Origin of the sequence: Paraburkholderia sp. BR10872, assembly GCF_040965835.1 — a bacterium.
Classification (GTDB): domain Bacteria; phylum Pseudomonadota; class Gammaproteobacteria; order Burkholderiales; family Burkholderiaceae; genus Paraburkholderia; species Paraburkholderia nodosa_A.
Genome location: NZ_JBFRCN010000056.1, coordinates 41,725 through 66,229 on the forward strand (window position 1 = coordinate 41,725; position 24,505 = coordinate 66,229).

Genomic DNA, 24,505 nt, shown 5'->3' on the forward strand with positions numbered 1-24,505 from the left:
GCCGCAGGAGGAATATAGACGAAAAATAAAAATAAAGTCTAGAATGGACAAAAATGTCTACACCGCGACTCCGGAGTCCCAACATGAACGAGATGTCCCCAGCCTTCGCCGCGCCGCTCGTCGTCGACGCCGCCCAGGTGCGCGCCGCCCTGCCGAGCCTCGACGTGCGAGGCGAACTCGCCCGCCTGTTCGCCTCGCTCGGCCGCGGCGATGCCGTGCAGCCGCCGCAAACCCTGACGCTGTTCCCGAAGCAGGCCGGCGACTTCATCACCTATCTCGGCGTGCTCGCCGAAGCGGGCGTGTTCGGCGCGAAGCTCTCGCCGTACATCGTGGGCGCCGAGGGCCAGCCGCCCATCATCACCGCATGGACCGCGCTGATGTCGATGAAAACGGGCCAGCCGCTCATGTGGTGCGACTCGGCGCTGCTCACTACCGAGCGCACCGCGGGCACCACGGCGCTCGCCGTCGATCAGCTTGCGCCGCGCGAGGCGAAACGCCTGGCCGTGATCGGCTCGGGCGCGGTCGCGCTGGCGCATCTTCGTCACGTTGCGCCGCTTCGCGCGTGGGAGAGCATTCGCGTGTTTTCGCCGAAGCTCGCCGGCGACGCACAACGCCAGGCCGAACTGCGTGCGCTGGACGCACGGGCAAGCGTGGCGCAAACGCCCGATGCCTGCGTGCACGACGCCGACGTAGTGATGCTGTGCACCTCGTCCGGCAAGCCCGTGCTAGCGCTGGACACGCTCACGAAACCCGCGCTCATCACCTCGATCAGCACGAACGTCGCACACGCACATGAAATCGATCCGGCCGCGCTGCCCTCGCTCGACGTGTACTGCGACTATCGCCACACCACGCCGCAAAGCGCGGGCGAAATGGTGCTGGCCGCGCGCGAGCACGGCTGGTCGCCCGATGCGATCGCGGGCGATCTCGCGGAACTCGTCAACGACACCTGCCCGCGACCGGCGTACGCGCGCCACGCGTTCTTCCGCTCGATCGGCCTTGGCCTCGAAGACATGGCCGTCGCGAACGCGCTGTACGAGCATCTGCAAAGCGCACGCTGATGCCCGTTGATGCGCGGCGTCGAGCGAACGCAGTATCATCGATGTCCTTTCTGCCGCAACCCGGTTCCACACCGATGCCGAAACGAGAAGACGAGAAAACCCGCGTGAAGAAGACCGCCAGCCCGAAGACCGCGCGCGACCTGCTGCTTTCGCGCTACGCGCACGTGGCGGACAGCATCACCACGCTGTTCTTTCCGTTCGCGGAGGTCGTGATTCACGACCTCTCGGACCAGACCGTGGCGTATCTCTCGAACAATCTCTCGAAGCGCGAGGTCGGCGACGACTCCGCGCTCGAAGACGTCGAGGAAACCACGCGCAACAAGCTGCTCGGGCCCTACGAGAAGGTGAACTGGGACGGGCGGCGCATGCGTTGCGTGAGCACGGCGCTGTTCGACGATGAAGGGCACGCGGCGGGTGTCATGTGCATCAACTTCAACATCGCCGCGTTCGACGACATGCAGGCCACGCTCAACCTCTTCCTGCGCGGCGCAGGCGTAATCGCACAGCCCGAGGAGTTGTTCAGGGACGACTGGCAGGAGCGCATCAACACCTTTCTGCACGGCTGGCTGCGCGAGCGGCAGATCGCGCTCAACTCGCTCACGCGCGAACACCGCCGCGAACTGGTCGAGGCGCTGCACGCCGAAGGCGCGTTCAAGGGCAAGAGTTCCGCCAACTATGTGGCGAAGGTGCTGGGCATGGGGCGCGCGACGGTCTACAAGCATCTGCGCGAAATGAAGGCGGACGCCGAATAGCGCCCCAACCCATGCCTGACTAGAAGCGCCAGTACAACGGCGCAATGAACACAACCACCGCCATCGACCACAACACGATCAGCGCACCGATCTTCCAGTAGTCGCCGAACGCGTAGGCACCCGGCCCGTACGTGACGATGTTCACCGGCGTGCTCATTGGCGTGAGGTGGGCTGCGCCCGCGCCCAGCGCGACCGCGATCAGGAACGGCGTCGCGGACACCCCGAGTTCCCGCGCTGTGGCAACCGCAATCGGCACGGTCACGAGCGCGGAAGAGTTGTTGGAGATGACCTGGGTCAGCACGGCGGCAACGACGAACAGCCCCGCCATCACGGCGCGCGGGCCGCCGGAGCCGACGATCTGGATCACATAGTCGCCAAGCAGATACGCGAGCCCGGTCTTCGACATCGCAGTGGCGAGCGGGATCAGCGCGCCGACCAGCACGCAGGTGTTCCAGTCGATGGAATACAGCTGGCTCAGCTTGATCACGCGTGTCAGCACCATCGCCGTCACGCAGATCAGCGTGGCCACGGCGGCCGGCACGACATTGGTCGCAAGCAGCACGACCAGCACGGCGAGAATGACGAGCGCCTCGCGAGCGCCGCGACTGAGCGCGACAGTCTGGCGCCGGACGGCCTGCGGCGCATCGACCATCAGGATCTGCGGGTCGGAGAAGTGCTTGTCCAGCGCCTCCCATGTGCCCCGGAACAGCAGATGGTCGCCGGCGAGCAGATGCGTGGAGGGTCCCGGCACGTCTTCCCCACTGCGCTGGACGGCAAGCACGATCAGGTCTCCTTCGTGCGTCGCCATACCCGGAAACACGGCTTGACCGATCAACGCGGAGCGCTGCGGGATCACCACTTCGGCAAGGCCTGACGTACGGTTGAACAACGCGTTGGTCACTGCCTGCGATTCCCGGTACGGCTCGCGAATGGCGAGGTGCAGGTCGTTTGCCAGCCGGGCGACAACCTGCGCGTCGCCGCGCACGAGCAGGTGCTGTCCCTCGAGCGCAGCTTGCCCGCCCAGCTCCGCATCCTCTTCGTCCATGAGCCCGAGGACGCTGAGGCCCGGGTATTGCGACAGATCGATGTCGGCCACCGTCTTGCCGATAAACGGCGACCCGGCACGTACGCGCAGCCGGCACACGTCCTCGGCCATGCGGTACTGTTCGACGAGCGTATGCGCATGCTGGCTGAAATCGGCCGGCAGCGATCCCGAACTGCGTTTGGGCAGCAAGAGCGGCCCCAGCACCAGAATGATGACGAGGCTGCCCGCGAAAAGCGGCAGGCCGACAATCGACCATTCGAAGAAGCGGATCGGCGCGCCGCCTGCCGCATCGGCCGCGCTCGCCGCGATGACATTCACAGGACTGCCTAGCAGTGTGAGCTTGGCGCCGGTCAGGCACGCAATCGACACCGGCATCATCAGTTGGGAAGGCTCGAGCCGGGTGCGTACGCAGACGATGACCGCGATCGGCAACATCGCGACAACGGCGCCGTTCATGCCGATCAATGCCGTCGAGATCGCGGACAGGATCAGCAGCGAAGCGATGAGCCGTTTCTGGCTCTGGCCGGCATGACGAATGAGCCACTGGCCCGCCCACGTGCCCACGCCGGTCGTCTCGAGGCCGATCCCGACGCCGAGCAGCGCGGCGATGAAGACGATGAGCGGATCGCCGAATCCGCCCAACGCCTCGTGCATCGTCAGCACGCCGGTAAGGTAGAGCGCGAGCAGCGACATGACGGCGACCACCGCCGCCGGCAGCTTGTTCCAGATGAACAGCACCATCGTTACAGCGAGGATGAGCGAGGTAACGATCATCGGGTTCATGTGTTCGACCCTTCGTGCGACTTCACAGTGCACTAGTCCGCCGTCAGCAGCCGCGAAAGCTAGTAGCCCAGCGCCGCGCCGTCTCCGCGCGGATCGGCGCCGCCTTCATAAAAGCCCTGTTCGCGATCGACCCGGATCGCGTGCGCATGTCCCATGTTGTCGTTCCAGTGCGTGACCATCTGCACGGGCTGACCCCGGCGTTTCAGTTCGCGCACGACTTCGTCGGAGATGCGTCCCTCGAGCGACATGTTGCGCGATTTGGTGCCCCAGGTGCGGCCCATCAGCCAGCGCGGCGCTTCGATGGCCTGCTGCACGTCGTAGCCGAAGTCCACGATCCGCGTGACGAGCGCCGCCTGCGTCTGCGGCTGCCCTTCCCCGCCCATCGAACCGAACGCGAGGCAAGGCTTGCCGTCGCGTGACATCAGCGCCGGGATCAACGTATGGAAGGTTCGCTTGCCCGGCTGCAGACTGTTCGGATGATGCTCGTCCAGCGAGAAGAACGCGCCGCGATTCTGCATGATGATGCCGGTGTCGCCACCCATCACCGCGCTGCCGAAGTCGTGATAAATCGACTGGATCAGCGACACGACCATCCCGTCCTTGTCCGAGGCGCAGAAGTAGCAGGTGTCGCCGTCCGGCGCGCGGCGCTCGTGCGGATGCTGATACGCAATGCCCGCGGGCACGGTTGCGATGTCGAGCGCGCGTTCGGGGTCCAGCAGTTTGCGGCGCTCGTCGCAATACGCCTTGGAGATGAGTTCGTCCACCGGTATCGCGACGAAATCCGGGTCGGTCAGCCACTCCTCGCGGTCGGCAAACGCGATCTTCACCGCTTCGGCGAGGTGGTGATAGTAGTCTGCCGTGCCGTCGCCCCACGCGGTGACGTCGTAGCCTTCGATCAGATTCAGGATTTGCAGCGGCGTGAAGCCTTGGGTGTTCGGGGGCAGCTCATACACCGTATTGCCCCGGTACGTCGTGCTGATCGGCGTCACCCACTGCGCGTGATACGCGGCGAAGTCGTCCGCCTGCAGCGGCGAGCCCGCCTGACCGATCGCGCCGCAGATCTGTGCAGCAAGATCGCCTTCGTAAAATCCCGCCCGCGCGCCGTGATCGGCGAGATGCTGCAGCGAGCGTGCGAGTGCACTTTGCACGAGCCGTTCGCCGTCCGCCGGCACGCGGCCGCCCGGCAGGAACACCGCCGCGGTTTCGGGATATTTCGTGAGGATCGGCACGTCCTGCGCCGTCCAGTCCGCGAGCGAGCGGCTCACCGGCACGCCGTCGCGAGCGTAGCCGATCGCCGGTCCAAACAGGTCCGCCCATGTCAACCGCCCGAAGCGCTCGTGGGCAAGACGCCAGCCGTCAATCGCGCCCGGCACGGTGAGCACGGCCTGTGGCCCCCGCGCCGCGATTTCGTCGGCGCCGGCGCTGCCTCGATAGCGGGCCAGTGTGGCTTGCTGCGCAGCGGGTCCGCTCGCATTGATGGCGTACACCTGCTCGCTCTTGCCGTCGGCGATCAGCCAGAATCCGTCGCCGCCCAGTCCCGCCATGTGCGGGTACGCGACGCACAGGACAGCGTTCGCGGCAATCGCGGCATCGACTGCCGTGCCGCCGCGTTGCAGCATGGTAAGGCCAGCCTGGCTGGCGAGATAGTGAGGAGTCGACACCATCCCTTGCGGTGCGCGGGTGGGCGGCCGACCGGTGCGAGGGCCGTTTGGATGACTCATGATGAATGCGCTCCCGTGATGTTGATCCGGCAAAGCGACACGCTCCAACGCCCGAAAGCGGCGAGTCGATCAGGAAGCCCGATCGTCGAACTCGACGCCCGCGTCCCTGACCTTGTCTTTGGAGTGATCCATGAACCGCGTGATGATCGGCAGCGCGCCGCCGGCAATCACGCATAGCAGCCCGAGGCTCAGCAGCAGCGTGTTACCGGTGGTCGCGCCCCTGCTGGTGAGCGGAAAGGCGAGGAACATCAGGATCAGCGCCACCGTTTCTGCCACGAGCTTGTCCATGCCGATCACCTCACGCGAGCATGACGAGAACAATCGTGCCTATCCCGGTGAGGATGGCAACGATGATCGTCCACGGGATGGCGAGTTTCATGACCGCGCCTTCCTGCCCCTTGATACCGGTGATGCTGGTGCCGAGCACGATATTCGCGGGGCCGATGGCGTTGCCGTAGGCGCTGCCTGCGGCCTGCGCCGCCACGATCGCCTCCACGGGCAGCGAATGCAAATGCGCGACGTCGCTCTGCAAGCCGCCGAACAGGACGTTCGATGCGGTGCTGCTCGACGTCATGAACGCGCCAAGCGCGCCAATCACACTGGCGATGCCCGCGTAGACGAGCGGGGGCGAGGCGTCGGCAATACCGTGCGCGAGCACCATGGTCTGTCCGCTGTGATCGAGAACCCGGCTCGTCACGAGGAACGCGATGACCGGCAGCGACGCGGGCACGCCATCCACGATGAGCGAGCGCCCGAGGTTCTCCTTGCCATGACGCGACTGCCACGCCCCGTAGTAGCCATTCGCGCGATATACAATCCACACGATGATGGCCGATATCAGCAGCATCGTTCCCGGATGGGTGAACGGTGCGAACGGCGCATAACGTGTGACCGCCGCGTTCGTCACACCGAACCCTGTGGTCACTTCGGGAAACGGCAGACCGATGCGGAACTGCCGCAAGGCGTTATTCAGCGGATCGATCAGCAAAATACCCAGCGTGACGACCGTGAGCACGACATACGGCAGAAAAGCCATGCCGATGCTCATCACCGGCTCGCTCGCGTCCGACTCGGTACGGACCGCCGTTTCGTCCATTGCGGGCCGCTCCGGCACATCGGCTTGCGGAACCGGCTCGCTGAAACGGCGCCAGCGGGAGAGCGGGTACAGTGCGATCATCGCAATGGCCGCCGCGAGGAACGTCGAGAGTTCCGGGCTCAGGAACGCGAAAATCAGCTGCCCAAAGCCGAGTATCGTGCCAAGAATCAGGACAAGCGGCCATGCATGACGCACTGCGGCCCAGCGTCCGTACAACCATACGATCAGCAGTCCACCAAAATAGGTGGGAATCAACAGCAGTAGCGAGGATTCGAATGCGGCCCGCGTCACGTCCTGTACATCCGCCACCTGCAAGGTCGCCAGCCAGCCGACGCCAAGCGTGCCGAAGAACCGGGCCCATGCATGCGCAATGATCGAAATGGCGGCTGCATAAACCGGCCTGACGCCAATTGCGAGCAGAAGCGGAGCCACAACGGCAATCGGCGCGCCGAAGCCCGCGATACCCTGAAGAAACGATGAAAAGACCCAGCCGAGCCCGAGAATGACGAACAATTCATTCCGGCTAAAGCGGGAAATCCCGTGCCGCAGGGCGTCGTATCCGCCAGCCTGTTTGGTGATCTGATAGAGCAACAATGCCGGCCACATAACGTACAGGATGAATATGGCGTCCCATACGCCCTTGGCGCTCGCGACAGTCAATGTCCCAAGTGGAGTGCGGAATGCGAAAAAGGCGATCAAACCCGCCACGAACATTGCACCCGGACCGGCCTCAGGCGCGCGCCAGCGAAGCGGCACGAGAAAGACGAGCAGCGCGACGATCGAAAGTGTTGCCAGAATCCAGTGAATCAGATCGACCGGAATTGATGTGTCAGTCATCTCCTTCCCTCATACCGACACAGTCTCCGCTGACGTTGGGAGATTCGGCTCGGAAATCGATTTAACTGATGATAGTCGCTTTTGTTTAAGCCGCAAGCTAAAAATCCAGTGACTTATTTCGTTGTGCAACATTTTTCCGATTTGAGTGGCTTATCCCTTCTTCGAAAATTATTTTGTTATTTAACGTCGTTCCCAGCCGATTACCAACATTCGAATAAAGCGAAAAACTATCTCGTGAACGAATCGCAGGTTTCCCTCGATTTCTGTCAACAATGATTGCGTGCGCAATGAAACATCGGCATTTCGGCAGGCGAGACGTCCCGCGTGCTTTGACGCCGTTCGCGCGCCACTAGGCCAGGTTTGCTAACGCAATCGACCGTTGCGCGATACATCGACCCTGAAAGCGAATGGCAGCCGAAAAACACAGCTTTCGGACACGTCCCCGATTCGCGGCTCATGTCAGGCGCTTGCCAGCACTGACGCAGGAATGACTGTTCAGCTCACCGGCCACCGTGCGCGCCCATCGCATGAAAGCCTGCGCTGATGCTCGACCTCGCGTCTGAGCAGTTCGCGGTGCAGCGTCATGGTCTGTATGATGTCGCGCATCACGCAAAGCAAGTCTTCTCCTGCCACGCTGGCGGTGCCGCATTCCCGCTGACGCTGGACGCACACCGTGAGCGCCGCCAGCCGCCGTCGAGCTTCCGCGAGGTGAAGGTCTGCGGTCAGAAGCTCGAGTTCCTCGGTCGATGGGTCGTTCATGATGCCCCTCTCCGGATTCGCCGCAATCGGCCGCAACGAATGGCAAGGCTGGCACCGCGACCAGCCCAGTATATGCCTCGCAGCTGGGATGTTGCTGCACCTGACGCAGCCGCGTTCAGGATCGCTGTTGTCGACCTACGATCCGCGACGCAATGGCCTGCTCTCGACGCGCACGCGGGTCCGGAACGCGTGAGGATGCCGGTCGAAACTATCGCTGTACAAATGAAGGCGGCGGCGTAGTATGAAAACATCCGTCGACTGCGACCGATCCCGCCGCTCCTCCTGCCACTTCTCAGGGATCGCGCCGCTCCCCTCCATCGCAGACCACGAATACCGCCGGCCGAAGATTCGGACGGCTTGCGGATTCCTCACTGGGATTCAGGGAGAGACCTATGCGTTCAGATCCAGACCGCTTTCATATCGACCCAACGCCACGCCGGGCGGATGGGGAATACATGGCGCACGTGCGCATCAGCACCAGGCGAATCGATGGGAGCGAGTGCGAAGTCCACTCCAGCGGCGATCTCGCGGGATTCGACGCGCGCGAGGATGCGATTGCCTACGCAGAAAATTGGGCGAAGCGATGGCTGGATGCCCGCTTTGGCTAGGGTGTCCCATCGGTTGCTCCGCGCAATTGCGGCGCCGCGGCCTGCTGGGGATGGGGCCACGCCAGGCTAAAGGAAATCGCAGCCGTGTCGTTATACCGGGGGCGAATCCAAATGTTCCTGAATGGTGATGGTCGCTGGCATGCCGTACGCGGGAAGAACCCGGTTTCTCGAGAAACGACGCAGTTTTCGGGACGCCACAGAGCTGCGTCTTTTCCTGGAGAGTGCGGCGGAAAGTTCGCGCCTTCTCGCTGTGGCGGTCCAACTCTTCGGGCTGGTGTCGTGGCTCATGTCCCGGGCATTCGCGAATCCCCATGCGCACTTCGATGTGCCGGGCACGCTGGTAGCCGCCAGCGGCATCCTCCTCGCGATGGGCATGACGTACGCCTCACGGGGACTGCGAATGGACGCGCTGGGCCGGTTCGCATGCGCAGCGTTCGTGGCACTGGCGTTTCACTCCAATATGCCCGGCACCGGCAATCCTGCGTTCTGGGTCCTGCCGATCGGCGTGGCGATCAACGTGGGCATGGCCCCGGTGATCTCCGGGTATTTCAACTATCTCGCAAGTGCACTGACTGTCTGGCTGATCATCTCCCACGGCGAGGTGGTCGCGCTGATGTCCTCACAGGACCGCAACTGGATTTTGCTGTTTGCGCTCGCCGCCCTTGCGCTCGGTCTCCTGCTCAATCTCCTGTTTACACAGGAGCGAAAAAAGACATTTCTGGTACAGCGCGAACTGGCACGACTCGCGTTCAGGGACACCCTCACCGGCATTGCGAATCGCCGTAGCTTCATGCTGGAGGTCAATGAATGCCAGGACCGCCGGTCCAGTGAGGAATTCTGGCTGTTGCTCATCGATGTCGACGACTTCAAGCAAATCAACGACACCGCGGGGCACGACGCCGGCGACGAGGTCCTGGCCGCCGTGGCGCGCACCATCGAGGAAAGCGCCAGCCCGCACCTTTGCGGTCGCCTTGGCGGCGAAGAGTTCGGCGTGATCTTCCCGGGCAACCAGCAAAGCGCCAAAACCCTCGCACGTGAAATCTGCGGCACCGTAGCGGCGGCGCGAATTTCCGGACACAGGGTAACGGTCAGTATTGGGGTCTCGAGCATCTCGGAGCTAATCGGTGTACCCGAAACGTTTCGGCTCGCCGACCGTGCGCTCTACGAAGCGAAACGGCAAGGCAAAAACCGATGCGTGGTCGCCGAACCGGCGTCGTGGTGACGCGCATCGCGGCACGGCGCGATGCTGTGTCACTATGGCCCGAAGATGCCCTGACAACCGAAGCGGAAGCCGGCCTCGTCAAGGAACTCACCAACGTTCTGATCCACGCGGAAGGCTACGATCCCGGCAACCGGATTGCGCAGGGCGTGACCGTGCTCTATCTGCACCGGCCGGCCGCCGTCTATGTCGCCGGGGAGCCCTCGGCGCTGCCGCGCTACCGCATCGTTCCTTCGGCGCCGGAAGGTCAGTACACCGATACATCCCGCGTTAATGCGCGTAGACCGGACCGAGCCCGGGCGTGTCCTGCCGGGACGAAACCGTAGCCGCACCGGCGCCTGCCGCCGACGAGCCGTCCGCCACGCCGCCATCCTGAAGCCACCGCGCCGTTCGGGCGGCGCGCCTGTCCCAATCGTCTGAATGTTGCGGATGCCGGGCTAGTGCGTGTGGCACGCCGTTCCTGGCCGCCCCGCACCGCTTTTGTATCGCCATGTATCTGGCCGCCGCGTGGAAACATGGACATACACAAAGCCGGCCCTCCCGACACGTTCGGGATACATCGGCACGCTTCAATACGTCAACCGGGCAAACCGCCCCGCACGAACCCTGGAGTCGCGAAACATGTCCTGCACCGAAACCGTTCCGCATACCACTGAAGCATCGGGCGGCGTGAGCGCGCAGATCGCCCGCCACTGCCTGCTGACGCGCACCCGGCAGATCGCACGCGTACTGACCGGCCTTTACGACGACGCGCTACGCCCGCTCGGCATCAGCTCATCCCAGCTTTCGCTGCTCGTGCTCGTCGCGGAGTACGGCCCCTTGAGCCGCGCCGCGCTCGGGCGCAAGAATCATCACGACCGCACGACGCTCACGCGCAACCTGCAGCCGCTCATCGCGCACGGCTGGGTCGCCGATGGCGAGCCCGGTGGCGATGGCCGCAGCCGTGCGCTCTCGGTGACGCAAGCGGGCCGCGCCCTGCTTCAGACCGCAGGATCTGCGTGGTCGACCGCGCAACAGCGCGCCGCCAGCGTGCTTGGCCTCGAGGGCGCGAGCGCGCTCATGAACATCGCGGCGGATCTCCCGTCAGCCACCGTCTAATCTTTCTTCATCGTCAATGTTGCATATGCAACACCATCAGGAGCCTGCAATGAAAGTCGTCAAAGCCGCCGCCGTCCAGATCAGCCCCGTGCTCTACAGCCGCGAGGCAACGGTTGCCAAGGTCGTGCAGAAGATTCTCGAACTCGGCCGCAAAGGCGTGCAGTTCGCCACGTTCCCCGAGACCGTGGTGCCGTATTACCCGTACTTTTCCGCGGTGCAAACGCCCATGCAATTGCTCGCGGGCACCGAGCATCTGCGCCTGCTCGAACAGTCCGTGACGGTGCCCTCGCCCGCCACCGACGCGATCGGCGAGGCCGCACGGCAAGCGGGCATGGTGGTCTCGATCGGCGTGAACGAGCGCGACGGCGGCACCATCTACAACACGCAACTGCTCTTCGACGCCGACGGCACGCTGATCCAGCGCCGCCGCAAGATCACGCCCACGCATTTCGAGCGCATGATCTGGGGCCAGGGCGACGGCTCGGGCCTGCGCGCCGTGGACAGCAAGGTGGGCCGCATTGGCCAGCTCGCCTGCTTCGAGCACAACAACCCGCTCGCGCGCTACGCAATGATCGCCGACGGCGAGCAGATCCATTCGGCCATGTATCCCGGCTCGGCTTTCGGCGAAGGCTTCGCGCAACGCATGGAAATCAATATCCGCCAGCACGCGCTGGAATCCGGCGCCTTCGTCGTGAACGCAACCGCGTGGCTCGACGCCGACCAGCAGGCGCAGATCATGAACGACACGGGCTGCGCGATCGGGCCGATCTCGGGCGGCTGCTTCACCACCATCGTCGCGCCGGACGGCACGCTGATCGGCGAACCGCTGCGCGAGGGCGAAGGCGAAGTCATCGCCGATCTCGACTTCTCGCTGATCGACCGTCGCAAGATGCTGATGGATGCGGCCGGCCACTACAACCGCCCGGAACTGCTCAGTCTGCAGATCGACCGCACACCGGCGGCGAACGTTCATGAACGTGTGCAACACGCCGCTACGGCGACCGCAAACGAAGGCGAGGAGCCGCGCACGATCGTTGCCTGAGCGCGCACTGATGCGCAGGCTTCTTTCTTTTCTAAATGTGTATATACACTCTTTAGTGTTACGAAACAGGTAAGCGAAATGACCACTCAAAGCCAGCATGACCGTCCGATTCTCGTCACGGGTGCGGCAGGCGCAATCGGCGCCGTCGGCCGCAGCATCACCGAAAACCTGCTTGCGAAGGGACATCGCGTGCGCGCCTTGGTGCGCCGCGAGGACGCACGCGCCGACGAACTGCGCCGTCTCGGCGCGCAGGTCGTGCTCGGCGATCTGACCGATCTCGATTCGATGCACCGCGCCATGGAAGGCGTCTCGCGCCTGTACTTCGGCATGTCGGTGTCGCCTGCGTATCTCGAAGCGACGATCAACACAGCGGCCGTTGCACGCCATCACGGCGTGGAAGCGTTCGTGAACATGTCGCAGATGACCGTCTCGCAGATGAGCATCACCGAAACCACCGACAGCGTGCAGCAAAAGCAGCACTGGCTCGCCGAGCAGGCGCTCGCGTGGTCGGGCCTGCCCGTCGTCACCGTGCGGCCCACGGTGTTTCTGGAGAGCTTCTTCCTGCTTCTTGCGGCAGAGGGCGTGCGCAAGCACGACGAACTCGTGCTGCCGCTCGGCCAAGGCCGGACCTCGCCGATCTCGTCGCTCGACGTGGCGCGTGCCGTCGCGGAGATCCTCGACAATCCGGCGCCGCATATCGGCCAGGTCTATCACCTCACGGGCCTCGAGTCCCGCGATATGGAGCACTATGCCCGCCTCTTCTCCGAGGTCCTGGGCCGCACGATCCGCTACCGCGACGTGCCCGTCGAGGCATGGGCTGCGAAGCTGGGCGAGCTCGGGATAACCGCGCACGTCGTCAAGCATCTCGCGGTCATGGCCGAACTGCATGCGCAAGGCCGCTACGACCGCATGACCGACGACCTGCGCAAGCTCACGGGTCAGGCGCCGATCGGCATGCGCGAGTTCGTGACGCACCACGCCGCTGCATTTTCGGGCGGCACGACATCGGCCTGATGCGATGTGCGTTTGCGTGCCGGGACATCCGGCGCGAATTCCGTTGGCGAGCGATGCAAAACTGCAGCACATGCGCGCGCCAGCACCACTACGCCTGGTATTGCGAAGCATGCCCATGCGCTCTGCCTCCAATATCAGATACACGGAGTACCTATGTCTGACGATTTTCTCATCCCGTCGCCATCGCGCCGCCGCTTCATGGGCGCGACCGCGGCCGCCGTGGCCGCAGCCTCGCTGAGCCAGCTGGCGTTCTCGCAAACCCTGCAAGGCATCACCGAAGTCAAGTCCGCACCGAACGGCGACAAGACCGCGATTCGCCCGCTGCGCGTGCATGTGCCCGAAGCGCAGCTCGTCGATCTGCGACGCCGCATCAAGGCCACGCGCTGGCCCGACAAGGAAACTGTGAACGACAATTCGCAAGGCGTGCCGCTCGCGATGATGCAGGAGGTCGCCCGCCACTGGTCGACCGACTATGACTGGCGCCGCTGCGAAGCGAAGCTGAACGCGCTGCCGAATTACGTGACCGAAATCGACGGACTCGATATTCACTTCATTCATGTGCGCTCGAAGCACGAGAATGCGATGCCGCTCATCGTCACGCACGGTTGGCCTGGCTCGGTCATCGAGCAGTTCAAGATCATCGATCCACTGACCAATCCCACGGCTTACGGCGCGAGCGCCTCAGACGCCTTTCATCTGGTGATTCCGTCGCTGCCGGGCTATGGCTTCTCGGCCAGGCCGACCGAAGTGGGCTGGGGCCCCGAGCGGACCGCGCGCGCGTGGGTCGTGCTGATGAAGCGCCTTGGCTACGACAAGTTCGCGGCGCAAGGCGGCGACCTGGGCGGTATCGTCGCGAACGTGATGGCCAAGCAGGCGCCGCCTGAACTGCTCGGCATTCACGTGAATTTCCCGGCGACGATTCCGCCCGAAATCGCCAAGGCGCTGCAAGCCGGTTCGCCCCCGCCAGCCAATCTCGGCGACGACGAAAAGCACGCCTACGAGCAGCTCGCGAGCGCAGCCAAATCGCGGCGCGCCTACGCGCTCGAACAGGGCACGCGCCCGCAAACGCTCTATGGGCTCTCGGATTCGCCGATCGCGCTGGCCAGCTGGCTGCTCGATCACGGCGACGGCTATATCCAGCCGGCCGCGGCGCTCACCTCGGCCGTATACGGGCGCGACGTCAACGGCGAATCGGCTGGGGCGATGACGCGCGACGACGTCCTCGACGACATCACGCTCTACTGGCTGACGAATACGGGCATCTCGGCCGCTCGCTTCTACTGGGAGTCGCACTTCAATTTCCTGGCCGCCGCCGATGTATCGGTGCCGGCCGCGGTGAGCGTCTTCCCACGCGAGAACTATCAGGCGCCGCGCAGCTGGACCGAGCGCGCCTATCACGACCTCATCTATTACAACCGGCCCGACAAGGGCGGCCACTTTGCGGCGTGGGAACAGCCGCAACTGTTCGCGCAAGAGGTGCGAGCGGGCTTGCGGCCGCTGCGCCAGTCATAGCGCAAGCCGTCTGTACGGCGCCGGGACGCGACTTCCGGCGCCGACCTGAAACCGAAGGAACATCCGACATGAAATTCAACGACACTGCGCCTGTATTGGCGCCCGAAAACACGCCGCCGCTCTGGCTGGCGAGACTGGCAAACAATGCAACGCTGGAAGCGACCGTCCTGAAGCGTCCGATAGAGGGCCGCGCGGACATCCTTTCCGTGATCAGACATGCCGTTTCTCTCTATGAGTTCCAGCATCACAGCTACAAAGGGGAAATCGGCGACAGCCTCTATCTGGAGTCCTACCGGTCGCAGATCCACGGACAACCCATCGAGACTGTAGTCGTCGCGCATTTAAACGAGAACGGTGAAACGGACTCGGTCGTCATCAACCATCGACCGCTCGAGGCTGCGCTGCTATTTTCGGCACTGATGTGGGAGCGGGTGGACGAACGATTCCGCGACTACTATTTGAGCGGACCGGAAGCGGCGGCCATGAAAACGGCGTAGTTCGGCAAGCGGCGTCGAGCCGCCTGCGGCCGTCAATGCATGAAAGCAAAAGCCTGCTCGGCAAACAGAATGACCGCAACCACGATCATCGTCGCGCCGGACAGCTGGCTCACCCTGCGGGCAGCCGTTGGCCGGGTCGTCAGAATGGCCTTCGATCCCACGCCGACGACGGAGTACACCGACGCGCAATTGATCATGTGCAGCAGACCCAGCGCCACGATCTGCGTGGAGACCGGCCACAAGGCATCGCGCCGCGTGAACTGCGGCAGGAGCGCGACGAACAACAGAATGGCCTTCGGATTGAGACCGCTGATCGCGAAGCCGCGCAACGTCCATCGCCACCGGCTTCTCTCGTCCTGCGCCCGTCCAGCCGGGAGTTCCGAAGGCCGCATGAATGTCCTGATACCGAGCCAAACCAGGTAGGCCCCGCCAACGGCAGTCAGTACGGGAAGCACGCCGGGGACGCTCATCACCAGCGTTCCCACACCTGCTGCCACGATCAGCGTGATCGCGAGATAGCCGGCCAGCATGCCGCCAACGGCGGGTGCGACCGCGCCGCCGCGCAGTCCCGCCGAAATCACGTACGCCCAATCCGCGCCGGGGACCATCACCAGCGAGATCGATACGATCCAGAACGCCGTCAACAAACTGGCTTCCACTTCTACACTCGTTTCCTGTCAAGCGGGCGCCACCGCCCGAAGGCGCAAATGGTAGGCCCTGGGACGCGAAAAGTGCTCCCTATGTCTTGCGTGTTGCGGGCGCTGAACGCTAATATTTAGCGCATGGACGCGATCGATCGAAAAATTCTTGCTGAGATCCAGCAGGATGGACGAATTTCCCTCACCGAGCTGAGCGAGCGGGTTGGCTTGAGCGTCTCCCCATGCCAGCGGCGGCTGCGCGCGCTGGAGAGCGAGCAGGTGATCAGCGGTTACCGCGCCACGATCGACGCTTCGGCAGTCGGCCTGAATTTTTCCGCGATCGTCTTCGCGACCTTGCGCGAAGGCAGCAGTGAGAACGTGCAATCGTTCGAGGACGCGCTCATCGACATTCCCGAAATCACGCGCGCGGAGCGTCTGTTCGGCGAACCCGACTACATGCTGCATGTCGTCACGCGGGATCTGAAGGCGTTCCAAACCCTCTATGATCGCCGGCTTCTCCCGCTGCCGTCGGTACTGCGGCTGACATCGACGCTCGTGATGAAGAGCATCTTTCAGGACCGGCCGCTTCCGTTGTGATCGTGACTTGACGTTAGCGTCAAGGAACCTCCTTTGTCACGCTGCTTGCACTCCTGGCTGGATTTGCGCGAACTGCGCATTGAGTACGACACAACCTCCCCGACGACCGGTCCGCAGCACCCCCTTCGCCCGGCGAGGCACTCCGCACGACCGGCAATGCATCAGGAACCGCACATGAATTCAGGCAAATCAACCAGACGCGGGCTGCCAGGCAAGCGCGAACTCGAAGCGATGTCGGCGTTCCGGTATGACCTGCGCAAGTTTCTGCGGGCGTCCGAAGAAATCGCCAACGCCGCGGGCATCACGACGCTCCAGTACCAGTTGCTGCTGCACGTATGCGGCTTTCCCGATCGCAACTGGGCGACCGTCGGCGAACTCGCGGAGCGGTTACAGGCGGCCCCGAATGGCACTGCAGCGCTCGTCTCGCGCTGCGAATCGGCCGGGCTCGTGACGCGCAAACCCGATCCCGCCGACCGGCGCCAGGTGCAGGTCCATCTCACGGCGAAGGGCGAGATGTTCCTGCTCGAACTCGCGGCCGAGCACAAGGCGGTCTATGGCGCGTTCGGCTGGGTGTTCGACGAGGCCGGCAGCTAACCCTTCCCGCAGCGGATCTGTTGGCTTGGCGCGGGGGAAAAGGCAACTTATGTCACAATGTGCCTTAAATGCCATTTTCTCCGGCCACCCATGCGATTTTCGAACATTTTTGATCGGCGCACGATTGTGCGAAGCCATCGGCGCTGGCGCTATTTCGGCGTGTTCTGGGCCGGCGCCATCGCCACAGGGCTCATCGCGGTCATGTACGCGCGGCTCATCGACTTCGGCTTCGACGTCTTTGTGAAGATGACCGCCCATAACGGGTGGTTGCCGCTTGTCATCACGCCGGCCATCGCCGCGTTCAGCGTCTGGGCCACGCGCCGCTGGTTTCCGGGTTCCGAGGGCAGCGGCATCCCGCAGGTCATCGCGACGTTGCACGATGTGCGCGGACTCGGGCCGCGCCTTCTTACGCTGCGCATCCTGATCGGCAAGATCGCCCTGTCGTTTCTCGCGATTCTCGGCGGATTCACGATTGGCCGCGAAGGGCCGACCATCCACGTGGGCGCGGCGCTCATGTACAGTCTGCGGCGCTTCTACCCGGCGCGCCTGCGCAGCATGTACGGCGTCGGCCTCGAATACAAGCTCGCGCTCGCGGGCGCGGCCGCCGGACTTTCCGCCGCGTTCAATGCGCCGCTCGCGGGCGTGGTCTTCGCCATCGAGGAACTCACACGCAGCTTCGAGGCGAAAACCAGCGGCGTGATCATCACGGCCATCATCTTTGCGGGCGTCGTCTCACTCGCGCTGCAAGGCAACTATGTGTATTTCGGCACCATCGCCATCGGCGGCCATTTTCCCGATCTGCTCGCCGTCGCCGTCATCCTCGTCGGCGTGATCACCGGCCTCGCAGGCGGCGTGTTTTGCTGGCTGCTGCTCAACACCGAACGATGGATGCCGGCCCGTTTGTTCGCTCTCCGAAAGGACAGGCCCGTAGCGTTCGGCGCGCTGTGCGGTTTGTTCATCGCCGTGATCGGCGTGGCGAGCGGCGGCCACCTGTTCGGCAGCGGCTATTCGGAAGCGCGCGGCATGCTCGAAGGCCACTCGCAGCTCGGTGCCGCTTATCCTGTGCTGAAAATGGCCTCGATGGTGGGCTCGTACCTGCCGGGCACGCCGGGCGGCCTTTTTGCGCCGTCGCTGGCGATCGGCGCCGGCATCGGCAATGCACTGCACATGGTGTTCGGGCAGATGCAGCTGCCGATGCTGATCGCGCTCGGCATGGTCGGCTATCTGGCCGCCGTCACGCAGAGCCCGATCACGGCGTTCGTCATCGTCATCGAAATGATCGACGGGCACGCACTCGTGATCTCGTTGATGGCAACGGCGCTCGTGTCGAGCCAGGTCTCGAAGCTGTTCGCGCCGCCGCTGTATGAAGCCCTGGCGCATCGCTATCTGAAGCAGTGACGCACGCTGAGACGTCCGTTCGTGAGAACGGACGTCTACCCAAACCCCCGCCTCTCTTTGCTCGAGCCATCCGCGCTCGCCCGCCCCGGCCACCGAAAGCGCACTTCACATCGTGAAATTCAGCTTGAATTCCCGAAGCGGCGCCGTTTCGCTTTGTGAAAACATGTTCTACAGCGCAAAAATTGTTCGCTATCTAGTTGATAAATAACGAATAAATAACTCATATGTCTTATATAAGACTTTGCTGCGACGCATCAGGAAGCCCCTACAATTGAGCCATGCAGTTCGCTTCGACGTACGTGGCGGCACGCTGAACCCCTTTCATTCAATCGCGCTTTGCTCTTCGGAGACTTAGGAGATACACATGGCTCAATATCAGGACGACATCAAGGCAGTGGCTGCTTTGAAGGAGAAACAAGGCAGCGCCTGGAATGCCATCAACCCCGAATCGGCCGCACGCATGCGGGCCCAGAACAAGTTCAAGACGGGCCTCGACATCGCGAAGTACACGGCGAAGATCATGCGCGCCGATATGGCCGCCTACGATGCCGATCCATCGAAGTACACGCAGTCGCTGGGCTGCTGGCACGGCTTCATTGGCCAGCAGAAGATGATCTCCATCAAGAAGCACTTCAACAGCACCGAGCGCCGCTACCTTTACCTGTCGGGCTGGATGGTGGCCGCGCTGCGCTCCGAGTTCGGCCCGCTGCCGGACCAGTCGATGCACGAGAAGACCTCCGTCAGCGCGCTGATCCGCGAGCTGTACACCTTCCTGCGCCAGGCCGACGCCCGTGAACTGGGCGGCCTGTTCCGCCAGCTGGACGCCGCTGTTGGCCCGGCCAAGGCGGCCATCCAGGAGAAGATCGACAACCACGTCACCCACGTCGTGCCGATCATCGCCGACATCGACGCGGGCTTCGGCAACGCGGAAGCCACCTACCTGCTGGCCAAGCAGTTCATCGAAGCGGGCGCATGCTGCATCCAGATCGAAAATCAGGTGTCCGACGAGAAGCAGTGCGGCCACCAGGACGGCAAGGTCACCGTGCCGCACGAGGACTTCCTGGCCAAGGTCCGCGCGATCCGCTACGCCTTCCTCGAACTGGGCGTGGACGACGGCATCATCGTGTGCCGTACCGACTCGCTGGGCGCCGGCCTGACCAAGCAGATCGCCGTGACCCACACGCCGGGCGACCTGGGCGACCAATACAACTCGTTCCTCGACTGCGACGAAATCGCGGCCGACGCGCTGGGCAACGGTGACGTCGTCATCAAGCGCGACGGCAAGCTGTTGCGTCCGAAGCGCCTGCCGAGCAACCTGTTCCAGTTCCGCGCCGGCACGGGCGAAGCACGCTGCGTCCTCGATTGCATCACCTCGCTGCAAAACGGTGCCGACCTGCTGTGGATCGAAACCGAAAAGCCGCATATCGCCCAGATCGCCGGCATGGTCAACGAGATTCGCAAGGTCATCCCGAACGCCAAGCTGGTGTACAACAACAGCCCGTCGTTCAACTGGACGCTGAACTTCCGCCAGCAGGCGTATGACGCGATGAAGGCCGCGGGTAAGGACGTGTCGGCATACGACCGCGCCCAGCTGATGAGCGTGGAGTACGACGAGAGCGAACTGGCGAAGGCCGCGGACGAAAAGATCCGCACCTTCCAGGCCGACGCGTCGCGCGAAGCCGGTATCTTCCATCACCTCATCACACTGCCGACGTATCACACCGCTGCGCTGTCGACCGACAACCTCGCCCGCGAATACTTCGGCGACCAGGGCATGCTGGGTTATGTCGCTGGCGTGCAGCGCAAGGAAATCCGTCAGGGCATCGCCTGCGTCAAGCACCAGAACATGTCCGGCTCGGATATCGGCGACGACCACAAGGGCTATTTCAGCGGCGAAGCGGCGCTGAAGGCGGCGGGTAAAGACAACACGATGAATCAGTTCTGACACCTGTCATTCCCGACGTAAAAACGCCAACTCAATCGGGTTGGCGTTTTTTTATGCGTCGAGATCGCTCGCCGGGACCTCAGCCGCAGGAACGAAGAATGCGACTCCGGAGGGGGATTCAACCACCGGAGCGCACAATCATGTCCCATCGACTCAAAACAGGCGATCGCGTCACGTGGAACACCCCGGAAGGCATGACGACAGGCACGGTCGTCCGCCGGATCATCAGGGATACGGAACTGGAAGGCCACACTGTCGCCGCGTCGAAGGACGACCCGTATTACGAGGTCGAAAGCGAGAAAGACGGTCAGCACGCGGTGCAACCCGCCGACGGACTGGAAAAGGTGCACAAGCACTGACCTGCGCGGAATTACATAGTCGAATTCGTCGGCCAGTAGCTCGACCTCATTGAGGGACAGGCTCTCAGTATCCCTGATACAACTCGAAACGTTCTGTGCACGATGAGTCGGTAAACTTCTCGTGCGGGCATGCCGATGGCTTGCCGAAACGCACCTGCTGTTACCCTCATCACCCTTTCCCCGGCACCCGGCGGTACGCCCGCGCCGGGGAATATGACCTGGAACGTATTGTGGACGACCGATTCGACCGGCGCGAACTGTTGCTGCACCTTGGAGATGTTCTGGAAGCGATGCGCAACGTCGGCGCGACTCAAGCCTTTTCGCCCGTTGCGCTCCTTGCTTCGCGCGAGCCTTCCTTGCAGGCGTTGCCCTTTCTGCAGCACATGTCGCCTCGCTTGCGCGCAAGAGATTTTCTTGAACGGGCCGCAAGCGCCTACGCGAGCTGGCCAAGGGCGCTTCTGGAGACCGAACTCGATCGCGTCGAGCTCGCCTCGACGGTGCAGCGCGAACTCTTCGCGGACGATCCGCAAGGTTGGGCATCGTACGCCGCCTACATCAGGCAGAAGGTCAGCTGGTTCGGACTCGAACTCGATAAGTCGGCGCACGCCTCGACAGCGGTGAACGATGATGACGAGGAGAACGGCGGAACTTCACCTACGCCTGCGATGAAGACGGGCTGGCCATGGAAGCCGATCGAGTAAGCTACTCTCCCCCGCTTCGCTAATGTGATCGCCCGCGAGACCCAACCACCGAGGAGTTACCCATGCCGCTCGCTACCGCTACTGCCAGCCTCGCCGCCGACGCGCCCAACTACGTCGTGGCCATCGAGGCCGGCCGTCACCCGCTGACCGGCGACGAAGGCCCGCACGAAGGCGGCGAAGACCGCGGCCCCGCGCCATTCGCGTTCGTGCTGTCCGGCCTGGCCGCATGCACGGCCGCCACGCTGCGCATGTACATGCAGCGCAAGACCTGGCCCGCCGCCGCGATCGCCGTCGAGGTCAGCCTGCATGCGGATCACGACGGGACCCAGTACATCCGGCGCGGCGTCGCAGTCGACGGACCGCTTGAAGAAGCGCAGCGCGCGCGCCTGGCCGAAATTTGCGAAAAGACGCCCGTCACGCTCTTCATCAAGCGCGGCACGCGCATCGACACGACCTTGCGCATTGGATGAACGTCATGGATCGAACCGGCGACTTCATCGTACGCACCATGTCGACCGACGAGGTGGCCCTGGCGGTCGAATGGGCAGCCGCAGAGGGCTGGAACCCCGGGTGGCACGACCCGCGCTGCTTCCGTGAAGCGGACCCGGACGGTTTCCTCGTCGGCGTTTTGCGCGGTGAGCCCGTCGCGAGCCTCTGTGCCGTTGCGTACGACGACAGCTTTGGCTTCATCGGCCTCTACATCGTGAAACCCGGATTTCGCGGCAAGGGCTTCGGCATGCGCATCTGGCAGCACGGCATGCGTTACCTGGGAGACCGTAACATCGGTCTCGATGGCGTCGTCGCCCAACAGGCGAACTACGGGAAGTCCGGATTCCGGCTCGCGTACCGCAACATCCGCTATCAGGGGCGCGTGAGCGGCATCGGGTGCGCGTGTGTCGTGCCAGCCGCGGACGTGCCGTTCGAGCAGTTGCTTGCCTACGATCGCGCCTGTTTTCCCGCGGGGCGCGAGCGTTTCCTCCGCGCCTGGGTTGCACAGCCGGATGCCGTTGCGCTCGCAACGGTCGAGGCGGGCCGCGTTGCCGGATACGGCGTCGTGCGTCGCTGCGAGGCGGGCTGCAAGATCGGGCCGCTCTTCGCCGACGATGCGGACGTCGCCACGGGCCTCTTTCGCGCGCTGGCGGCGAGCATGCCGGGCGAGGTCATCGTGCTCGACGTGCCGGAGACGAACCCTGCGGCCGTCGCGCTGGCAGAACGGCACGGTATGACGAGCGTCTTCGAAACCGCGCGGATGTACACGAAAAACGCGCCCGCGATTGCGATCGATCGCGTCTTCGGCGTGACGTCGTTCGAGCTGGGTTGACAGATCTAAAGCTGGAGCCGCTGAACATAGCCCGTGAGTTCGAGATAGCCGCGTCCCAGCGGTCTTCCTGCGGGTTTCGTCGCGGTTTTCTCAGCATCGGTGCTCGCCGCGTCCGCCTGAAACGCCGTCACCGCCCCCTCCCAATACACCGCGCCGGTGCTCGCGCGGCTGTCGAACTCCTGATCGTCCATGAGCGGCGCGAGCGTCAGATGCACGTCCTGCGCATCGACGCGCATCGCCACCGGATACTGTGCACCGGTATGCGGCGAACGCCACTGGCGCAGCGGCGTGAAGCGGATGCTATCGGGCGATAGCGTATGCGTGCTGCCATCGGCGGCGCGCAGCGTGCCGCCGGCCCAGAACTTGTGGCCTGCCTTGTCGCGAATCTGCAAAGCCATGAGCGCGCCGCCGTCGTCGAAGTTGATGCCGATCCAGTCCCAGCCGACCGCGCCGTCTGCGAGCGGCGCCGACGACCATTCGTGATCGAGCCACGCCTGCCCTCGCACGTGCCCGGCATGGCCAGTCGATTGACCACCGCGCTTGAGCATGCCGTCGACTTGCAGCCACGGCACGCTGTAGTAGTAGCTCGCCTCGTCCGGCAGCGGGCCTTTGCGGCTGTACCCGCCCTGCCCGTTGACGAGCACCGGCTGCGTCGGCGCCAGAGTCAAGGCGAACGTGAAGTCGGGCGTAGCGACGTTCAGGCGGTAGCGGCCATCCGTGTTGCGCTCGATCGACCAGTCGTCGATGCGGACTGCCGTGTCCGTCTCGCTCGCTTGCGCGAGACCAAAGCCGCGGCGCGCAATCCGCTGGTCGTGCTGCAGCTTGCCCGCGTGCGGATCGCTCAGCGCCACGTTGGCGAACAGCAACTGATTCGGCGCGAAGCGGCTCGGATTCGCTTCGTCGAGCGCGGGGCGCGAGCGGAAGAATGTCGCTTCGAAGCCCAGCGATGCATCGGCAGCCGCGTCGGCGTCCGGTTGCAGCCAGCCGGTCACGTACCACCATTCGGTGCGGTAGCTCGAATGCGCGCCATAGTCGCGCGGGAACACGAGCGGCTGTCCGCTCGTCACCGCCGGAAAATCCGGCATGCGCGCCCATGCAACGCCTTGCGACAGCGCGGCGAGCGACGATAAGAGAAACGTGCGCCGTCTCATCGCGTCACCAATCGTCGCGCACAGCGCGCACCGCATCGACCGACATCGCGGCGCGCGAACTCAGGAGCGCCGTGAGCGCGGCGGCCACGACGACCGCCGAGGCCAGCGCCGCCAGCAGTCCCCATGGCATATGCACACTCATCGTCCAGTGAAACGATTGCGGGTTGACGACATGCACGAGCACCATCGCGAGACTCAGGCCCAGCGTCAAGCCGGCAAGCACGCCGAGCAGCGCAACGAGCGCACCCTCCATCGCGAGCATGAGCCCGATCTGGCGACGCGTCACGCCGATATGCCGCAGCATGCCGAACTCGCGCGTGCGGGCGAGCGCTTGCGACCCGAAGCTCGCGCCGACGCCGAACAAGCCGATGATCACCGCCACCGCTTCCAGCAGATACGTCACGGCGAAGCTGCGGTCGAAGATCCGCAGGCTCGCCGCGCGGATCTCGCCCGGCTGCGCGAACTCGAGACGCTGCCCGCCGTGCACGCTCTCGCGCAAGCGTGCGATCGCTTGCGCCGGCGCCACGCCCGCGTCGAGCCACAAGGCGGCATCGCTCACGCGCGTGTCGCGGGTCAGCCGTCGATAGTCGCTCGCGTCGATCACGATGGCCCCGAACTGGCGTGCATAGTCGCGCCAGATGCCGGCCACCGTAAACGGCAAGCGCTGGCCCGCCAGCGGCAGCGTGATGCGTTGGCCTGTGTGCATCCCGTACAGATCGGCGGCCGCCTCGCTGATCCACACCGGCGGCGGCTCGCC

At 64.0% G+C, this 24,505-nt stretch carries 27 protein-coding genes; 19 read left to right on the forward strand and 8 right to left on the reverse strand.

Translation table 11 applies throughout. From position 1 onward, the window contains the following. Positions 1 to 83: 83 nt before the first annotated feature. Positions 84 to 1,061: an ornithine cyclodeaminase family protein gene (locus AB4Y43_RS32495; RefSeq protein WP_368729660.1), complete on the forward strand. Its 978-nt coding sequence runs from the start codon at positions 84 to 86 to the stop codon at positions 1,059 to 1,061. Between the two features lie 104 nt (positions 1,062 to 1,165). Further along, on the forward strand, positions 1,166 to 1,813 hold the full coding sequence (locus AB4Y43_RS32500) for a transcriptional regulator (RefSeq protein WP_368729661.1): 648 nt from the start codon (positions 1,166 to 1,168) through the stop codon (positions 1,811 to 1,813). Positions 1,814 to 1,832: 19 nt separating this feature from the next. Here the strand turns inward: AB4Y43_RS32500 and AB4Y43_RS32505 are convergent, their stop codons facing one another. From AB4Y43_RS32505 to AB4Y43_RS32525, 5 genes are all read right to left on the reverse strand, one after another. Next, positions 1,833 to 3,641 (reverse strand): SLC13 family permease, encoded by a 1,809-nt coding sequence (locus AB4Y43_RS32505; protein WP_342948144.1) that lies wholly within the window; start codon positions 3,639 to 3,641, stop codon positions 1,833 to 1,835. Positions 3,642 to 3,700: 59 nt separating this feature from the next. Beyond that, on the reverse strand, positions 3,701 to 5,362 hold the full coding sequence (gene ggt, locus AB4Y43_RS32510; protein WP_368729662.1) for a gamma-glutamyltransferase: 1,662 nt from the start codon (positions 5,360 to 5,362) through the stop codon (positions 3,701 to 3,703). A 69-nt stretch (positions 5,363 to 5,431) separates the two neighbouring features. Then, the gene (locus tag AB4Y43_RS32515) at positions 5,432 to 5,650 is read right to left on the reverse strand and encodes an EmrB/QacA subfamily drug resistance transporter (protein WP_069262417.1); all 219 of its coding nucleotides are present in this window, start codon (positions 5,648 to 5,650) and stop codon (positions 5,432 to 5,434) included. A 10-nt stretch (positions 5,651 to 5,660) separates the two neighbouring features. Beyond that, positions 5,661 to 7,295: an L-lactate permease gene (locus AB4Y43_RS32520; RefSeq protein WP_342948146.1), complete on the reverse strand. Its 1,635-nt coding sequence runs from the start codon at positions 7,293 to 7,295 to the stop codon at positions 5,661 to 5,663. A gap of 495 nt (positions 7,296 to 7,790) precedes the next feature. Then, on the reverse strand, positions 7,791 to 8,054 hold the full coding sequence (locus AB4Y43_RS32525) for a hypothetical protein (RefSeq protein ID WP_368603155.1): 264 nt from the start codon (positions 8,052 to 8,054) through the stop codon (positions 7,791 to 7,793). On the opposite strand from AB4Y43_RS32525, the gene AB4Y43_RS32530 reads away from it, so the two are divergent. The 9 genes from AB4Y43_RS32530 (at position 8,053) to AB4Y43_RS32570 (ending at position 15,044) form a co-directional block, all read left to right on the forward strand. Further along, positions 8,053 to 8,247: a hypothetical protein gene (locus AB4Y43_RS32530; protein ID WP_342948147.1), complete on the forward strand. Its 195-nt coding sequence runs from the start codon at positions 8,053 to 8,055 to the stop codon at positions 8,245 to 8,247. The genes AB4Y43_RS32525 and AB4Y43_RS32530 overlap by 2 nt on opposite strands. 199 nt (positions 8,248 to 8,446) lie before the next feature. Further along, positions 8,447 to 8,662: a hypothetical protein gene (locus AB4Y43_RS32535; protein WP_069262118.1), complete on the forward strand. Its 216-nt coding sequence runs from the start codon at positions 8,447 to 8,449 to the stop codon at positions 8,660 to 8,662. A gap of 121 nt (positions 8,663 to 8,783) precedes the next feature. Beyond that, positions 8,784 to 9,884, forward strand: a complete 1,101-nt coding sequence (locus AB4Y43_RS32540; RefSeq protein WP_368603156.1) for a GGDEF domain-containing protein — start codon at positions 8,784 to 8,786, stop codon at positions 9,882 to 9,884. Further along, entirely contained in the window at positions 9,878 to 10,207 is a 330-nt protein-coding gene (locus AB4Y43_RS32545) for a hypothetical protein (RefSeq protein ID WP_368729663.1), read from the forward strand. Before AB4Y43_RS32540 ends, AB4Y43_RS32545 begins: the two co-directional genes overlap by 7 nt. A gap of 295 nt (positions 10,208 to 10,502) precedes the next feature. Continuing rightward, complete coding sequence (locus AB4Y43_RS32550) at positions 10,503 to 10,979, forward strand: MarR family winged helix-turn-helix transcriptional regulator (RefSeq protein ID WP_069262120.1); 477 nt, start codon at positions 10,503 to 10,505, stop codon at positions 10,977 to 10,979. A 49-nt stretch (positions 10,980 to 11,028) separates the two neighbouring features. Further along, complete coding sequence (locus tag AB4Y43_RS32555; protein ID WP_069262121.1) at positions 11,029 to 12,021, forward strand: carbon-nitrogen hydrolase family protein; 993 nt, start codon at positions 11,029 to 11,031, stop codon at positions 12,019 to 12,021. A gap of 78 nt (positions 12,022 to 12,099) precedes the next feature. Then, positions 12,100 to 13,035, forward strand: a complete 936-nt coding sequence (locus AB4Y43_RS32560; RefSeq protein WP_368729664.1) for an NAD(P)H-binding protein — start codon at positions 12,100 to 12,102, stop codon at positions 13,033 to 13,035. 153 nt (positions 13,036 to 13,188) lie between these two features. Further along, positions 13,189 to 14,547, forward strand: coding sequence for an epoxide hydrolase family protein (locus tag AB4Y43_RS32565; RefSeq protein WP_368729665.1), 1,359 nt, complete (start codon positions 13,189 to 13,191; stop codon positions 14,545 to 14,547). A gap of 68 nt (positions 14,548 to 14,615) precedes the next feature. Next, complete coding sequence (locus AB4Y43_RS32570; RefSeq protein ID WP_368729666.1) at positions 14,616 to 15,044, forward strand: hypothetical protein; 429 nt, start codon at positions 14,616 to 14,618, stop codon at positions 15,042 to 15,044. A 32-nt stretch (positions 15,045 to 15,076) separates the two neighbouring features. Here the strand turns inward: AB4Y43_RS32570 and AB4Y43_RS32575 are convergent, their stop codons facing one another. Then, positions 15,077 to 15,703 carry a LysE family translocator gene (locus AB4Y43_RS32575; RefSeq protein ID WP_368729667.1) on the reverse strand — a complete coding sequence of 209 codons (627 nt, stop codon included), beginning with the start codon at positions 15,701 to 15,703 and terminating at the stop codon, positions 15,077 to 15,079. A 123-nt stretch (positions 15,704 to 15,826) separates the two neighbouring features. On the opposite strand from AB4Y43_RS32575, the gene AB4Y43_RS32580 reads away from it, so the two are divergent. The 8 genes from AB4Y43_RS32580 (at position 15,827) to AB4Y43_RS32615 (ending at position 22,597) form a co-directional block, all read left to right on the forward strand. Continuing rightward, positions 15,827 to 16,279, forward strand: coding sequence for an Lrp/AsnC family transcriptional regulator (locus AB4Y43_RS32580; protein ID WP_069262125.1), 453 nt, complete (start codon positions 15,827 to 15,829; stop codon positions 16,277 to 16,279). A gap of 174 nt (positions 16,280 to 16,453) precedes the next feature. Beyond that, positions 16,454 to 16,873 (forward strand): MarR family winged helix-turn-helix transcriptional regulator, encoded by a 420-nt coding sequence (locus AB4Y43_RS32585; RefSeq protein ID WP_069262126.1) that lies wholly within the window; start codon positions 16,454 to 16,456, stop codon positions 16,871 to 16,873. A 90-nt stretch (positions 16,874 to 16,963) separates the two neighbouring features. After that, positions 16,964 to 18,271, forward strand: a complete 1,308-nt coding sequence (locus AB4Y43_RS32590; RefSeq protein ID WP_368729668.1) for a chloride channel protein — start codon at positions 16,964 to 16,966, stop codon at positions 18,269 to 18,271. A gap of 364 nt (positions 18,272 to 18,635) precedes the next feature. Beyond that, positions 18,636 to 20,216 carry an isocitrate lyase gene (locus tag AB4Y43_RS32595; RefSeq protein WP_368729669.1) on the forward strand — a complete coding sequence of 527 codons (1,581 nt, stop codon included), beginning with the start codon at positions 18,636 to 18,638 and terminating at the stop codon, positions 20,214 to 20,216. A gap of 140 nt (positions 20,217 to 20,356) precedes the next feature. After that, the gene (locus AB4Y43_RS32600) at positions 20,357 to 20,575 is read left to right on the forward strand and encodes a DUF2945 domain-containing protein (RefSeq protein WP_069262129.1); all 219 of its coding nucleotides are present in this window, start codon (positions 20,357 to 20,359) and stop codon (positions 20,573 to 20,575) included. Between the two features lie 95 nt (positions 20,576 to 20,670). Next, entirely contained in the window at positions 20,671 to 21,276 is a 606-nt protein-coding gene (locus tag AB4Y43_RS32605) for a hypothetical protein (protein WP_368729670.1), read from the forward strand. 62 nt (positions 21,277 to 21,338) lie between these two features. Then, complete coding sequence (locus AB4Y43_RS32610; protein ID WP_069262131.1) at positions 21,339 to 21,746, forward strand: OsmC family protein; 408 nt, start codon at positions 21,339 to 21,341, stop codon at positions 21,744 to 21,746. 5 nt (positions 21,747 to 21,751) lie between these two features. Beyond that, on the forward strand, positions 21,752 to 22,597 hold the full coding sequence (locus tag AB4Y43_RS32615; RefSeq protein ID WP_368603166.1) for a GNAT family N-acetyltransferase: 846 nt from the start codon (positions 21,752 to 21,754) through the stop codon (positions 22,595 to 22,597). A gap of 5 nt (positions 22,598 to 22,602) precedes the next feature. Here the strand turns inward: AB4Y43_RS32615 and AB4Y43_RS32620 are convergent, their stop codons facing one another. Continuing rightward, on the reverse strand, positions 22,603 to 23,748 hold the full coding sequence (locus AB4Y43_RS32620) for a lipocalin-like domain-containing protein (protein WP_368729671.1): 1,146 nt from the start codon (positions 23,746 to 23,748) through the stop codon (positions 22,603 to 22,605). 4 nt (positions 23,749 to 23,752) lie between these two features. Further along, the coding region (locus AB4Y43_RS32625; protein WP_368729672.1) for an ABC transporter permease at positions 23,753 to 24,505 on the reverse strand (753 nt) is incomplete at its 5' end.